At 73.7% G+C, this 12,973-nt stretch carries 11 protein-coding genes; 8 read left to right on the top strand and 3 right to left on the bottom strand.

Annotation, left to right across the window (positions count from 1 at the left end):
• Positions 1-39: 39 nt before the first annotated feature.
• The 3 genes from HPC71_RS13905 to HPC71_RS13895 all read right to left on the bottom strand — a co-directional run bounded on the left by HPC71_RS13905 (position 40) and on the right by HPC71_RS13895 (position 2,734).
• Entirely contained in the window at positions 40-1,215 is a 1,176-nt protein-coding gene (locus HPC71_RS13905; RefSeq protein ID WP_154616302.1) for a PQQ-dependent sugar dehydrogenase, read from the bottom strand.
• A 50-nt stretch (positions 1,216-1,265) separates the two neighbouring features.
• Complete coding sequence (gene panB, locus HPC71_RS13900) at positions 1,266-2,120, bottom strand: 3-methyl-2-oxobutanoate hydroxymethyltransferase (RefSeq protein WP_154616304.1); 855 nt, start codon at positions 2,118-2,120, stop codon at positions 1,266-1,268.
• 98 nt (positions 2,121-2,218) lie between these two features.
• Entirely contained in the window at positions 2,219-2,734 is a 516-nt protein-coding gene (locus HPC71_RS13895) for a VOC family protein (RefSeq protein WP_154616305.1), read from the bottom strand.
• A gap of 125 nt (positions 2,735-2,859) precedes the next feature.
• Between HPC71_RS13895 and HPC71_RS13890 the strand changes: the two genes are divergently transcribed.
• From HPC71_RS13890 to HPC71_RS13855, 8 genes are all read left to right on the top strand, one after another.
• Positions 2,860-4,896 carry an NAD(+) synthase gene (locus HPC71_RS13890; RefSeq protein ID WP_171896805.1) on the top strand — a complete coding sequence of 679 codons (2,037 nt, stop codon included), beginning with the start codon at positions 2,860-2,862 and terminating at the stop codon, positions 4,894-4,896.
• Between the two features lie 90 nt (positions 4,897-4,986).
• Positions 4,987-5,376: a hypothetical protein gene (locus tag HPC71_RS13885; protein WP_154616307.1), complete on the top strand. Its 390-nt coding sequence runs from the start codon at positions 4,987-4,989 to the stop codon at positions 5,374-5,376.
• A 180-nt stretch (positions 5,377-5,556) separates the two neighbouring features.
• On the top strand, positions 5,557-6,243 hold the full coding sequence (locus HPC71_RS13880; protein ID WP_154616308.1) for a TasA family protein: 687 nt from the start codon (positions 5,557-5,559) through the stop codon (positions 6,241-6,243).
• A 216-nt stretch (positions 6,244-6,459) separates the two neighbouring features.
• Complete coding sequence (locus HPC71_RS13875; protein ID WP_154616309.1) at positions 6,460-7,797, top strand: glutamine synthetase family protein; 1,338 nt, start codon at positions 6,460-6,462, stop codon at positions 7,795-7,797.
• 4 nt (positions 7,798-7,801) lie between these two features.
• Positions 7,802-8,215: a hypothetical protein gene (locus tag HPC71_RS13870; protein ID WP_154616310.1), complete on the top strand. Its 414-nt coding sequence runs from the start codon at positions 7,802-7,804 to the stop codon at positions 8,213-8,215.
• Positions 8,212-8,961, top strand: coding sequence for a type 1 glutamine amidotransferase (locus tag HPC71_RS13865; protein WP_154616311.1), 750 nt, complete (start codon positions 8,212-8,214; stop codon positions 8,959-8,961). The genes HPC71_RS13870 and HPC71_RS13865 overlap by 4 nt, the downstream gene beginning before the upstream one ends.
• On the top strand, positions 8,958-11,945 hold the full coding sequence (locus HPC71_RS13860; protein WP_171896804.1) for a bifunctional [glutamine synthetase] adenylyltransferase/[glutamine synthetase]-adenylyl-L-tyrosine phosphorylase: 2,988 nt from the start codon (positions 8,958-8,960) through the stop codon (positions 11,943-11,945). The genes HPC71_RS13865 and HPC71_RS13860 overlap by 4 nt, the downstream gene beginning before the upstream one ends.
• Before the next feature lie 9 nt (positions 11,946-11,954).
• Complete coding sequence (locus HPC71_RS13855) at positions 11,955-12,755, top strand: isocitrate lyase/PEP mutase family protein (protein ID WP_154616312.1); 801 nt, start codon at positions 11,955-11,957, stop codon at positions 12,753-12,755.
• Positions 12,756-12,973: the final 218 nt, after the last annotated feature.

Raw genomic sequence — 12,973 nt, 5'->3', positions numbered from 1 at the left:
AGGGCGGGCGGGCGCGCGACCCGGTATCGACGGGAGCGCTCAGCGCGGGCTGACCCGCAGCAACCGGTCGCGACCGGAGCCGTTGTCGGTGGTGATGAGCAGGTCGCCGTTCGGGGCGTTGACGACCGAGCGGATCCGGCCGAACTGGCGCAGCGCGCCCGGGGTCTTCGAGCCCTTCAACCGGCCCTGGGCGTCGAACCGCAGGAACAGCACCCGCTCGCCCTTCTGCACGCCCACGGCGAGCATGCCGGCGTAGGAGCCCCAGCGGCGGCCCTGCACCCAGGCGGCGCCGGAGGTGGCGATCGTCGGGTTGCCCGAGCGCCAGCGCGCCGCCTGCTGCGTGCCCGGGAGCGACTGGTCGGTCATCGGGACCTGCTCGTTGTAGCCGGGGACGGGGTTCCACCCGTAGTCGCCGCCGCGCACCAGCCGGTTGACCTCGTCGTCGCGGAAGCTGCCGTGCTCGACCGACCACAGCGTGCCGTCGGGGCGCTGGGCGAGGCCCTGGACGTTGCGGTGGCCGTAGGTGAAGACGTAGCGCTTGGCGCGGTTGCCGGCCTTCGCGAACGGGTTGCCGGGCCACGGCTTGCCGGTCCGGCGGTCCAGGCGCAGCACCTTGCCGCCGAGGGAGCGCAGGTTGCGCGGGTTCGTGCCGACCGCGGCGTCGCCGGTGCCGACCAGCAGCGCGCCGTTGCGGGCGATGAGCAGCCGGCAGCCGCCGTGGCGGCCGCTGGAGGTCGGGAAGCCGCCGATGAGCTTCCGGACCGGCTTCGCGGCGCCGCCCTTGAGCTTCCAGGCCATGACGCGCACGTCGTGCCCGCCGCCGGCGGTGAACCCGCCCTGGCAGGTGTAGAAGCGCTGGTTGTCGGCGAAGTCCGGGTCGACCTCCAGCGACATCAGCCCGGTCTCGCCCGAGACCCACACCGACGAGCTCGGGAAGTCGACCGGGGTGGCCCGGCCGCCCTGCACGAGGAGCAGCCGGGCGCGGTCGCGCTCGGTCACCAGCAGCCGGCCGCCGGTGATCGGCTTGACGTCCCAGGGCTTGTCGAGGCCGGCGACGACCGTGTGCACCCGCAGCGCGGGGGCCTTGGCCGCCTTGGCCGCCTCGGCCGCCGGGGCGGCCAGGGCCGGGGGTCCCTCCTGCGCCAGCGCCCCGGCGGGGGCCGGGACCAGGGCGAGGACCATCGAGGACAGCAGGGCGACCGGGAGCGCGCGCATGCGGCGACCGTAGCCGGGCGGGCCCCACCTCGACAGGGCCCGCCCAGCCCTCAGAACGTGTGCTCGGGGCCGGGGAACGTGCCGGCCTTGACGTCCGCGGCGTACTCCTGGGCGGCGGCGAGCAGGACGCCGTGCAGGTCGGCGTACTGCTTGACGAAGCGCGGCATCCGGGCGGTCCGCAGGCCGAAGGCGTCCTGCCAGACCAGCACCTGCCCGTCGCAGCCGGCGCCCGCGCCGATGCCGATCGTCGGGATCGTGAGCGCGGCGGTCACCTCGGCGGCGACGTCGCCGGGGACCATCTCCATGACGACGCCGAACGCACCGGCGTCCTCCATCGCTCGGGCCTCCTCGAGCACCTTCGTCGCGGCCTCGCCGCGGCCCTGGACGCGGTAGCCGCCGAGGGTGTGCTCGCTCTGGGGGGTGAAGCCGATGTGCGCCATCACCGGGATGCCGCCCTCGACGAGCTTGCGCACCTGGGGCGCCATCTCCACGCCGCCCTCGAGCTTGACCGCGTGGGCGCCGGCCTCCTTCATGAACCGGACGGCGGTGAGGTACGCCTGCTCCGGCGAGGCCTGGTAGGAGCCGAACGGCAGGTCGGCGACCACGAGCGCGCGGCGCGCGGAGCGGGTCACCGCGCGGGCGAGCGGGATCAGCTCGTCGACGGTGACCGGGAGCGAGGTCTCGTTGCCGAAGACGTTGTTCGAGGCGCTGTCGCCGACCAGGAGGACGTCGATGCCGGCCTCGTCGAAGGTCTGCGCGGCGTACTGCTCGTAGGCGGTGAGCATCGTGATCCGCTCGCCGCGCTCCTTCATCTCGCGCAGGTGGTGGGTGCGGACGCGCTTGACCGGTGCGGTCCCGGCCGGCTTCGCCGGTCCGGTGCCGTACGGCGCGGTCTCCTCGCTCATGCGGGCTCCTCGGGTGTCATCTCGCGGCCTCCTGGTGAGGTCCACGGACCATCGACCAGGCTAGTGCCGGGCCGCCTCCCGAGCGCCTGTGTCCGTGGTCACGCGGGCGCGGCGGCTCCGTCGCTGCTCGCGGCGTCGGCGGCCGCCTCCAGGTCGGCCACGACGATCCGCCGCATCCCGAGCATCGCCTGCACCGCCGCCTGCGCGCGGGCCGGGTCGGGGTCGGAGACCAGCTCGTAGAGCCGGGTCGGCACGACCTGCCAGGACAAACCGAACCGGTCCTTGATCCACCCGCACATCGACTCCTCGCCGCCGTCGGCCAGCAGTGCCTCCCAGTACCGGTCGACCTCGGCCTGGTCGACGCAGGAGATCGCGAAGGAGACCGCCTCGGTGAACGGGAACTGGGGGCCGCCGTTGATGCCGCGGAAGGCGATCCCGTCGAGGACGAAGTCGCCGGCCATCACCGCCCCCGGCTCGCCGGGGCCGGCGTCGGTGTAGCGGCTGAGGTGGCCGACCGAGGAGTGCGGGAAGAGCGAGACGTAGAACCGCGCCGCTTCCTCCAGCTGGTCGTCGAACCACAGGCACGGGGTGATGCTGCTCGCGCGGACGGTCATGGCTGCTCCTCGGGTCGGGTGCCACCTCCGACCGGCCGCGGCCGCCGGACTCATCGCCGGACCCCTGCCGGACTCATCCTCGGCCTGCGCGCATGGCGGGCCGCGGACCTGGGAAACTCCCCGACGTGGACTTCTACTCCGCCTACGCCCACGGGTTCGCGCGCGTCGCGGCCTGCACGATGCCCGTCGCGCTCGGCGACCCGGCCGCCAACGCGCGGTCGGTGATCGTCCAGGCGCGGGAGTGCGCGGAGGAGGGCGTCGCCGTCGCGGTCTTCCCCGAGCTGTGCCTGAGCGGCTACTCCGCCGAGGACCTCTTCCTCCAGGACGTGCTGCTCGACGCCGTCGAGGACGCGCTGGCCGACGTCGTCGCGGCCTCGGAGGACCTGCTCCCCGTCATCGTCGTCGGGGCTCCGCTGACCCACGGCAACCGGGTGCTCAACGCCGCGGTGGTGATCCACCGCGGGCGGGTGCTCGGCGTCGCGCCGAAGTCCTACCTGCCGAACTACCGCGAGTTCTACGAGCGCCGCTGGTTCGCCCCCGGCGACGACCTCGGCGGCACGACCGTCGTCGCCGGCCAGGAGGTGCCGCTGGGCGCCGACCTGCTCTTCGCCGCGACCGACGTGCGCGGGCTCGTCCTCCACGTCGAGGTGTGCGAGGACATGTGGGTCCCCATCCCGCCCAGCGCCGAGGCCGCGCTCGCCGGCGCGACGGTGCTGGCCAACCTCTCCGGCAGCCCGATCACGGTCGGCCGCGCCGAGGACCGCAAGCTGCTGGCCCGGTCGGCCTCGTCGCGCTGCCTGGCGACGTACGTCTATGCGGCGGCGGGCCAGGGGGAGTCGACCACCGACCTGTCGTGGGACGGCCAGACGATGGTCTACGAGCACGGCGAGCTGCTGGGGGAGACCGAGCGGTTCCCCGACGGCCCGCGCCGCACGGTCGTCGACACCGACCTGGACCGCAGCCGGCTGGAGCGGCTGCGGACCGCGACGTTCGACGACAACCGCCGCACCCATGCGGGGCACGCGGAGTTCCGCACCGTGGAGTTCGAGCTGGACCCGCCGACCGGGGACATCGGGCTGCGGCGCAAGGTCGACCGCTACCCGTTCGTGCCCGACGACGCCGAGCGGCTCGCGCTGGACTGCTACGAGGCGTACAACATCCAGGTCTCCGGCCTCGAGCGCCGCCTGGAGTCCATCGGCCAGCCCAAGGTCGTCATCGGCGTCTCGGGCGGGCTGGACTCCACCCACGCCCTGATCGTGGCCGCGCGGGCGATGGACCGGCTCGGTCGGCCGCGCAGCGACATCCACGCCTTCACGCTGCCGGGCTTCGCGACCGGCGACACCACGAAGTCCTACGCCACGCGCCTCTCGCGCTCGCTGGGCGTGACCTTCGAGGAGATCGACATCACCCCGGCCGCCGCGCAGATGCTCGAGGACCTCGGCCACCCCTACGCGGACGGGGAGGAGGTCTTCGACATCACCTTCGAGAACGTCCAGGCCGGCCTGCGCACCGACTACCTCTTCCGCCTCGCCAACCACCGCGGCGGCATCGTGCTCGGCACCGGCGACCTCTCCGAGCTGGCGCTGGGCTGGTGCACGTACGGCGTCGGCGACCAGATGTCGCACTACACGGTCAACTCCGGGGTGCCCAAGACGCTCGTCCAGCACCTGATCCGGTGGGTCATCGGGAGCGGCCAGTTCGAGGAGGAGACCAACGAGGTGCTCCGGGAGATCCTCGAGCAGGAGATCACCCCCGAGCTGATCCCGACCCGCGAGGACAAGCTGCCGCAGCGCACCGAGGACAGCGTCGGCCCCTACTCCCTGCAGGACTTCACCCTCTTCCACGTGCTGCGCTACGGCATGCCGCCCTCCAAGATCGCCTTCCTGGCCTGGCACGCCTGGCACGACAAGGACGCCGGGGAGTGGCCGCCGAACTTCCCCGACCACCGGCGCGCGGAGTACGACCTCGCGGAGATCCGCCGGTGGCTCGTGCTCTTCGTGCAGCGCTTCTTCTCCAGCCAGTTCAAGCGCTCCGCCCTGCCGAACGGCCCCAAGGTCTCCGCCGGCGGCACCATGTCGCCCCGCGGCGACTGGCGGATGCCCTCGGACGCGACGCCGACCGCGTGGCTCGCCGAGATCGAGGCGCACGTCCCCGAGGCCTAGGCCGAACGGCCCCGGTCGCCCGGGCCAGCGGACCTGCCGGCCACGCCGGCACCCGTCCAGGGTCGACAGAGGCCGACGGAAGGGGTCGCGGTGAGCAACAGGGTCTTGTTGACGGTCGGGGTGCTCGTGGCGATCGCCGTCGCGAGCGCGGCCGTCTGGTACTTCATCTTCGCCGAGGAGCACGAGACCTCCGCGCAGGAGGACTGCTCGGACGCGATCGCCCGGCTCTCGGTGGGCGACGACGACCGCAACGACGGGCTGGAGGTCGACTACGAGCTGACGTCCACCGGGGCCGAGCAGATCTGGATCATCACCATCGACCGCGACGGTGACTCGCTGTTCGAGGGCAACCGCACCGTGGACGAGGACGGCGAGCTCGGCGTCGAGGTCACCACGCCCGACCGCGACGGCGGCCGGTTCACCGCCACCGCCACGCCCGCCTCCGGCGGCGCGGAGTGCACGGTCACCCTGACCCACTGACCGCGCCGGGACGTCGAGCCGGGATGCCCCGCCGGACTACTTCAGGGGTCTTGCGGAGGGCTTGAGGGAACGTCGTGGTTGTGGCGGGTGGTGCCTTGATGTGGGGGCGGCAGAGTTCTGGTCATCAAGGAACACCCCGCCGGAGATGCCGGCGGATCCCCTTCTCGAAAGGCTCCTCCGATGACCTCCACCACCACCTCCCGCAAGGCCGCCACCTCCCGCAAGGCCGTGACCGGCCCGAAGGTCTCGCGTCGCAGCCGGACCACGGCGGTCAAGATCGTGGCCTCGGTGGCGCTGGTCGCGGGTGCTGCGTCGGTGGCGGGTCTGGGCACCTTCGGTGCGTTCACCTCGACCACCTCGGCTTCGGAGCAGGTCGACGCGGGCCGGATCAACCTGGACCTGGGCACGAGCACGCAGGGCCCGGAGATCGCGGTGGCCGGCCTGGTGCCCGGTGACACGATCGAGCGCGACGTGGTGCTGACCCGCGGCGCGACCGACGAGGAGTTCGGGACGGTCACGATGACCACGACCGGCGCGGCGGACAACCTGCTGACCACCGACATCACCAACGGTCTGCAGATGACGGTCGACCAGTGCTCGGTGGCCTGGGTGAAGGTCGACCCGGCCAAGGCCAACGGGGCCCTGAAGTGCGCCGGCACCACCACCCAGGTGCTGGCCTCGCGTCCGGTGGTGGGTGCGAACCTGGACCTGGCCGCGGCGACCACGGCGCTGAACACGGACGCGAAGGTCTCGAACCTGCGGGTGACGCTGACGTTCCCCATGGCCGCGGACGACGAGTTCCAGGGCCAGAGCGACACCGTGAACATGGTCTTCGACGCCACCCAGCGCGCCGCCGACAACCGCTGACCCGAGGCCCGCTGGCCCGGAACGCACCGACAGCTCCACAGCCTCATCCGACCTCGAGCGGTCGCCGGTACGCCGGCGGCCGCTCGCGGCGTACTCGGCCCCGACGCTGCAGCACTGCCACCTCGACCCTGCAGCACTGCCACCTCGACCCTGCAGGAGTGCCACGTGGTGGGGTCCCGGTCACATGTCGGCGAGGACCGGCCCTAGGCTGGCGCCATGGGCAAGCAGGAAGACTTCGTTCTCCGCAGTCTCGAGGAACGTGACGTCCGGTTCGTCCGGCTCTGGTTCACCGACGTGCTGGGCTCCCTGAAGTCCGTCGCGGTGGCGCCGGCCGAGCTCGAGGGCGCGTTCGCCGAGGGCATCGGCTTCGACGGATCGGCGATCGAGGGCTTCGCCCGGGTCTTCGAGTCCGACATGCTCGCCAAGCCGGACCCCTCGACGTTCCAGATCCTGCCGTGGCGCGGCGACGGTCCCTCGACGGCGCGGATGTTCTGCGACATCGAGATGCCCGACGGCTCGCCGTCGTACGCCGATCCCCGCTACGTCCTCAAGCGGACCCTGGGCAAGGCGGCCGACCGCGGGTTCACCTTCTACACCCACCCCGAGATCGAGTTCTACCTGTTCAAGAGCGTCCCGGAGGCCGGCGACGAGCCGGTGCCGGTCGACCGCAGCGGCTACTTCGACCACACCGCGCAGTCCAAGGGCGCCGACTTCCGGCGCGAGGCGATCACGATGCTGGAGTCGATGGGCATCTCGGTGGAGTTCAGCCACCACGAGGCCGGCCCGGGCCAGCAGGAGATCGACCTGCGGTACGCCGACGCGCTGACCACCGCCGACAACATCATGACCTTCCGCACCGTCATCCGCGAGGTCGCGCTGGGCCAGGGCATCTGGGCCAGCTTCATGCCCAAGCCGTTCACCACCCACCCGGGCTCGGGCATGCACACCCACGTCTCGCTCTTCGAGGGCGACCAGAACGCCTTCTACGAGGCCGGCGCGCAGTACCAGCTCTCCCAGACCGGCCGGCAGTTCATCGCCGGCGTCCTGCGCCACGCCCGCGAGATCAGCGTGGTCACCAACCAGTGGGTCAACAGCTACAAGCGGATGATGTTCGGCGGCGAGGCCCCCTCCTACATCTGCTGGGGCCACAACAACCGCTCCGCGATGGTGCGGGTGCCCATGTACAAGCCGAACAAGGGCCAGTCCACGCGGGTCGAGCTGCGCACCATCGACGCGGCCTGCAACCCCTACCTCGCCTACGCCGCGGTCCTCGCCGCCGGCATGAAGGGCATCGAGGAGGGCTACGAGCTGCCCCGCGAGGCCGAGGACGACGTGTGGTCGCTGACCGAGCGGGAGCGCACCGCCCTGGGCATCGAGCCGCTGCCGAAGAACCTCAACGAGGCGATCACGATCGCCGAGACCTCCGAGCTGCTGGCCGAGACCCTCGGCGAGCAGGTCTTCGACTTCTTCCTCCGCAACAAGCGCGTGGAGTGGGACGAGTACCGCGGCCAGGTCTCCGCCTTCGAGCGGGACCGGATGCTCCCGGTCATCTGAGCCCGTGACCACCACCGGCACGGTCGTCTACAGCCAGGACCGCACGCGACGCCTCCGGCTCGCGCTGTACGTCGCCCTCGGCGTCGGCGCGGTCGTCGCGGCGTACGCCGTGTGGGTGCTCGTCGGGGTCGTGCCCGACGACGCCGACGCGCTGACGTACGGCGTGTCCGTGGCGGTCGTCGCCGCGGTCGTCCTCGCCTCGACCGGGCTCGCGCTGCGGCTGCTGCCCTCCCGCTCGGCCGCGGCCAAGCGCGCCTGCGTGGTCGCCGCGGTGCTGCTCCTGCCGGCCTCGGTGGTCGTCGGGCAGCTCGGCTTCGTCGCCATCGTGGTGGCGCTGAGCCTGTTGTTCCTCGCGCTGATCGCCGACGACCCCTCGCTCGACGCCGGGCCCGGCGTCCCGAAGGGCCACCGCCCGTGACCGGCCCCCGGGTGCTCGTCGTCGAGCACGCCGCCGACTGCCCGCCCGCCCTCGTCGGCGACTGGCTCGCCGCCGCGGGCTGCACCCTCGACGTCGCCCGGCCCTACGCGGGCGACCCGCTGCCCGACCCGCTGCCCGGCCGGCTCACGCACGACGCCCTGCTCGTGCTCGGCGGCCCGATGGGCGCCGAGGACGAGGACCGCCACGCCTGGCTGGCGCCCACCAAGGAGCTGGTCCGCGCGGCGGTGGCGGCCGGCGTGCCCACGCTCGGCATCTGCCTGGGCCACCAGCTGGTCGCGGGCGCGCTCGGCGGCACCGTCGCGGTCAACCCGCGCGGGCAGCAGCTCGGGCTGCTCGAGGTCGGCTGGACCGACGCGGCCGCCGACGACCCCCTCGTGGGCGGGCTGACCGCCGGCGCCCGGCGCGGGGTGCACTGGAACAACGACGTGGTGACCGCGCTGCCCGCCGGCGCGGTCGTGCTCGCCCGCACCGCCGACGGCGCCGTGCAGGCCGCCCGGTTCGCCCCGGCGGCCTGGGGCCTCCAGCTCCACCCCGAGGTGACGGCCGAGGTGCTGCGGCCCTGGGCCGAGGACGACCGCGGGTCCCACGAGGCCCGCGGGATCGACCAGGAGCGGCTGCTCGCGGACATCGAGGTCGCCCGGCCCGAGCTCGAGGACGCCTGGGCGCCGGTCGCCCACCGGTTCGCCGAGCTGGCTGAGACCGCCGGAGCCGGGGAGCCCCGGTGAACCGCAAGGCGACCTCCAAGGGGGCCCTGCTCCGGCTGGGGTTCCTCGATCCCGAGGCCGCCCTCGCGCACCTGCACGCCCTCGGGCCCACCGCCGAGGAGCTCCTCCACCTGCTCTCCCGCACCGCGGACCCCGACCTCGCCCTCGGCGCCCTGGTCCGGCTCGCCGAGGCCCTCGCGGAGGCCGGCGACGACCCCGCCGCGATGGTCGAGGCGCTCGCCGACGACGAGGGCACCGCGATGCGGCTGCTGTGCGTGCTCGGCGCCTCCGCGGCGCTCGGCGACCACCTGTGCCGGCACCCGGAGCACTGGCGCGAGCTCACCGACCCCACGCTCGGCTCGACCCGCCCGGCGGCGTACGCCCTGCGCGCGTCGCTGCTGGCCAGCGTGGGCGCGGACCCGGACGCCGCCGAGCCCGTCGCCACGCTGCCCGACGCGCAGGCGCTCGACGCGCTGCGGGTGGAGTACCGCCGGCTGCTGCTCCGCCTGGCCGCCCGCGACCTGGCCCACGCCCTCGGTGTCGACGACGCCGCCGCCGAGCTCAGCGACCTCGCCGCCGGCACGCTGGAGGCCGCGCTCGCCGTCGCCCGCCAGCGGGTGGGGGCGCCGGCGGGCCTGGCGCGCCTGGCCGTCATCGCGATGGGCAAGTGCGGCGGGCACGAGCTCAACTACGTCTCCGACGTCGACGTCGTCTTCGTCCACGAGACCGCTGAGGGGGCCGAGGACCACGCCGCGCTGCGCGCCGCGACCCAGCTGGCCAGCAACCTCATGCAGGTGTGCTCCGACCAGACCGCCGAGGGCACCATCTGGCCCGTCGACGCCGCCCTGCGCCCCGAGGGCAAGGCCGGGCCGCTGACCCGCACCCTGGCCAGCCACCAGGGCTACTACGAGCGGTGGGCGAAGACCTGGGAGTTCCAGGCGCTGCTCAAGGCGCGCCCGGTGGCCGGCGACCGTGCGCTGGGCGCGGCGTACGTCGAGATGGTCTCGCCGATGGTGTGGAGCGCGGCGGAGCGGGAGGGCTTCGTCGCCGACACCCGCGCGATGCGCCGCCGGGTCGTCGAGCACATCCCCGCCCGGGAGGCTGACCGCCAGCTCAAGCTCGGCTCGGGCGGGCTGCGCGACGTCGAGTTCGCCGTGCAGCTGCTCCAGCTCGTGCACGGCCGCGGCGACGAGGCGATCCGCGCCACCGCCACCCTGAGCGCGCTCGCCGAGCTGACCCGGGGCGGGTACGTCGGCCGCGAGGACGGCGAGGCGCTGCACGAGGCCTACGCCTTCCTCCGCGCGCTCGAGCACCGCATCCAGCTCTTCCAGCTGCGGCGCACCCACGTGGTGCCCGAGGACGAGGAGGCGATGCGCCGGCTGGGCCGCAGCATGGGCTACCTCCGCGACTCCGCCGCCGCGCTGGACAAGGAGTGGCAGCACCACCGCCGCGAGGTGCGCCGGCTGCACGAGAAGATCTTCTACCGGCCGCTGCTCGAGGCCGTCGCCGCGATCCCCGGGCCCGGCGTCCGGCTCTCGACCGCGGCGGCGGGGGAGCGGCTCGCGGCGCTCGGGTTCTTCGACGCCCAGGCCGCGCTGCGCCACCTCGAGGCGCTCACCTCGGGGGTCTCGCGCCGCGCCACCATCCAGCGGGCGCTGCTGCCGGTGATGCTGCAGTGGTTCTCCGAGGGCCCCGACCCCGACTCCGGACTGTTCGGGTTCCGGCGGATCAGCGAGGCCCTCGGCGACAGCCACTGGTACCTCAAGATGCTCCGCGACGAGGGCCAGGTCGCCCAGCGGCTCGCCCTGGTGCTCTCCCGGTCGCGGTACGCCACCAGCCTCCTCGAGCGTGAGCCGCAGGGCGTGCGGATCCTCGGCGAGGACCTCGCGCCGATCGGCGCCGAGGCGCTCGTCGAGGAGATGGCCGCGTCCGCGCACCGCCAGCAGGACCTGGAGAAGGCGGTGCGCGCGGTGCGAGCCGTGCGCCGCCGGGAGCTGTTCCGGATCGCCGCCGGCGACCTGGTCGGGCACACCGGGGTCGACACCGTCGGCGCCGCACTGAGCCGGCTCACCGACGCGACCCTCGAGGTCACCCTCGACGTCGTCGGCCGCGACGTGGCCCGGCAGCGGGGGTTCGAGGAGCCGCCCACGCGGATCGCGATCGTCGCGATGGGTCGGTACGGCGGCTTCGAGCTGTCCTACGGCTCCGACGCGGACGTGCTGTTCGTGCACGAGCCGGTGCCCGGCGCGGACCCGCAGCGCGCGTCGTCGTACGCCCAGGCGGTGGTCAACGAGCTGCGCCGGCTCCTGGCGCTGCCCGGGGGCGACCCGCCGCTGGTGGTCGACGCCGACCTGCGCCCCGAGGGCAGGCAGGGCGCGATGGTCCGCACCCTCGACTCCTACGCCGCCTACTACGCCAAGTGGTCGATGGTCTGGGAGGCCCAGGCACTGCTGCGCGCCGACGCCGCGGTCGGCGACCTCGACCTGCGCCGCCGGTTCGAGGAGCTGATCGACCCGCTGCGCTTCCCCGAGGACGGCATCTCCGAGGACGACGTCCTGGAGGTGCGCCGGATCAAGGCGCGCGTGGACCGCGAGCGGCTGCCGCGCGGCGCCGACCCGCAGATGCACCTCAAGCTCGGGCGGGGCGGGCTCGCCGACATCGAGTGGACCGTGCAGCTGCTCCAGATGCGCCACGCGGGCCAGGTGGCGGGGCTGCGCACGACCCGGACCATGGAGGCGCTCGACGCCGCCCGGGACGCCGGGCTCCTCGACGCCGCGGACGCCGACGTGCTCCAGGAGACCTGGCGTCACGTCAGCCGCACCCGCAACGCCGTCACGCTGGTGCGTGGCACGCCGTCGGACCAGCTGCCGCGCGACGCGCGCGAGCGGGCGGCGGTCGCGAGCATCCTGGGCTACCCGACGGGGGAGACCGACGCGATGGTCAACGACCACCTGCGCCGGGTCCGCCGCGCGACGGCCGTGGTCGACCGCGTCTTCTGGGGGTAACGGGGTGCCATGACCGACACCTCGACCACCCCGACGGGGACCACTGCCGCCAAGGCCACCGAGCTGCTCCGCCTCCACCGGGCGCCCGAGCTGCTCACCGTGGTCAACGTCTGGGACGCGATCAGCGCGAAGGTCGTCTCCGACGTCCCGGGCACCCGCGCGCTGGCGACCGCCAGCCACTCCATCGCCGCCACCCTCGGCTACGAGGACGGCGAGAAGATCCCGCTCGAGGAGATGCTCGACATGGTCGGGCGCATCGTGCGCGCCACCGACCTGCCGGTCACCGCCGACCTCGAGGGCGGGTACGGCGACGCGCCCGGCACGATCCGCCGGGCCATCGACATCGGCGTCGTGGGCGCGAACCTCGAGGACCAGCTCAAGCCGCTCGCCGAGGCCGCCAGCCAGGTCGAGGACGTCGTGAAGGTGGTCGAGCAGGCCGGCATCGACTTCGTCCTCAACGCCCGCACCGACGTCTTCCTCCACGCCGGCGACCGCGACCGCGGGGAGGTGCTCGCCGACGCGGTCGAGCGCGGCCGCGCCTTCCTCGACGCCGGCGCGCCGGTCGTCTTCGTCCCCGGCTTCCTCTCCGAGGAGGAGGTCGCCCACCTCGTCGACGCGTTCGGCCCGCAGCGGCTGACCCTCATCGGCCTGCCCGGCCATCCGCCGCTCGCCCGGCTCGCCGAGCTCGGGGTCGCCCGAGTCAGCTTCGGCCCCGTCTCCCAGAACGTCGCCCTCACGGCCCTGCAGACGATGGTCGAGGAGGTTCACCGCGGCGGCACGGCCCCCGAGGACACCCGCCGGCTGAATTGACCTCGCCCGCGGCGCCACCGCTCCTCGAGCGGGCAGCCTTGAGGAAATCTCGAGGTTTCTCCGGCGGGACCCTTGATCTGGGCGCGGCAGAGTCCTCCTCATCAAGGACGTCCGGTCCGGGGAGGCCTCCAGAGCCCCGGCCGACGCCCGCTGAGCCAGCTCCTGTGCGGCCGACGGCGATCCCGACGGCCGTACAGGGCCCTACCCACCAGCGCCGT

It is taken from the genome of Nocardioides marmotae (genome assembly GCF_013177455.1).
Taxonomy (GTDB): Bacteria; Actinomycetota; Actinomycetes; order Propionibacteriales; family Nocardioidaceae; genus Nocardioides; species Nocardioides marmotae.
Note: the sequence above shows the minus strand (reverse complement) of the source record. Positions and strands in the feature narration are given on the sequence as shown.

Excerpts from the sequence above, each read along its gene's own strand:
- HPC71_RS13880 (WP_154616308.1), top strand. The coding sequence starts at position 5,557 with ATGACCTCCACCACCACCTCCCGCAAGGCCGCCACCTCCCGCAAGGCC.
- panB (WP_154616304.1), bottom strand. The coding sequence starts at position 2,120 with ATGAGCGAGGAGACCGCGCCGTACGGCACCGGACCGGCGAAGCCGGCC.
- HPC71_RS13895 (WP_154616305.1), bottom strand. The coding sequence starts at position 2,734 with ATGACCGTCCGCGCGAGCAGCATCACCCCGTGCCTGTGGTTCGACGAC.
- HPC71_RS13875 (WP_154616309.1), top strand. The coding sequence starts at position 6,460 with ATGGGCAAGCAGGAAGACTTCGTTCTCCGCAGTCTCGAGGAACGTGAC.
- HPC71_RS13905 (WP_154616302.1), bottom strand. The coding sequence starts at position 1,215 with ATGCGCGCGCTCCCGGTCGCCCTGCTGTCCTCGATGGTCCTCGCCCTG.
- HPC71_RS13855 (WP_154616312.1), top strand. The coding sequence starts at position 11,955 with ATGACCGACACCTCGACCACCCCGACGGGGACCACTGCCGCCAAGGCC.